Origin of the sequence: Psychrobacter sp. I-STPA6b (assembly GCF_020662265.1) — a bacterium.
GTDB lineage: Bacteria > Pseudomonadota > Gammaproteobacteria > Pseudomonadales > Moraxellaceae > Psychrobacter.
Genome location: NZ_VEWM01000047.1, coordinates 1 through 446, shown reverse-complemented (window position 1 = coordinate 446; position 446 = coordinate 1). Strand labels below are relative to the sequence as shown.

Here is a 446-nt window from a genome sequence, read left to right as displayed (position 1 = left end):
GCCCCAGACCGCGGGCGACGGCGGCGCCGCGCGTGGCGATATCGGCCAGATCCTCGGGCTCGGGCCATTCATGAACCAGCGTGTCGCCGATCAGCACGATCCGGCCCCGGTGCAGCACGGCGGTGATCCCCACCGCGCCGTCCTGCGGGCGCACGTCGAAGACCTGCCCGATCTGCGCCAGAACCGGGGCGTTCTTGCGCGTCACCCCGGTGACCAGCCCGTCGCCATGCCCATGGGCCAGCATCAGGGCGGCGAAGACATGGCGGTCGCGATTGGCCAGCTTGAAGGCATCCTCGCGGTCCACGCCCTTGCGTTGCAGGCGCTGGTAAAGAAACTCGTGATAGCTATCCAGATGGCGGGTATTGGCGGCATTCACGACGCTGATCTCGCGATAGGCGTCGCCCATGCCAAGCGCCTCCAGTTCGGCGCGGACCTCGGCCTCGCGG

Annotated in this window: 1 protein-coding gene; it reads right to left on the bottom strand. The window is 68.8% G+C overall.

What is annotated here, in order from left to right:
• The coding region (locus tag FHK88_RS03715) for a phosphate acyltransferase (protein WP_264480598.1) at positions 1 to 446 on the bottom strand (446 nt) is incomplete at both ends.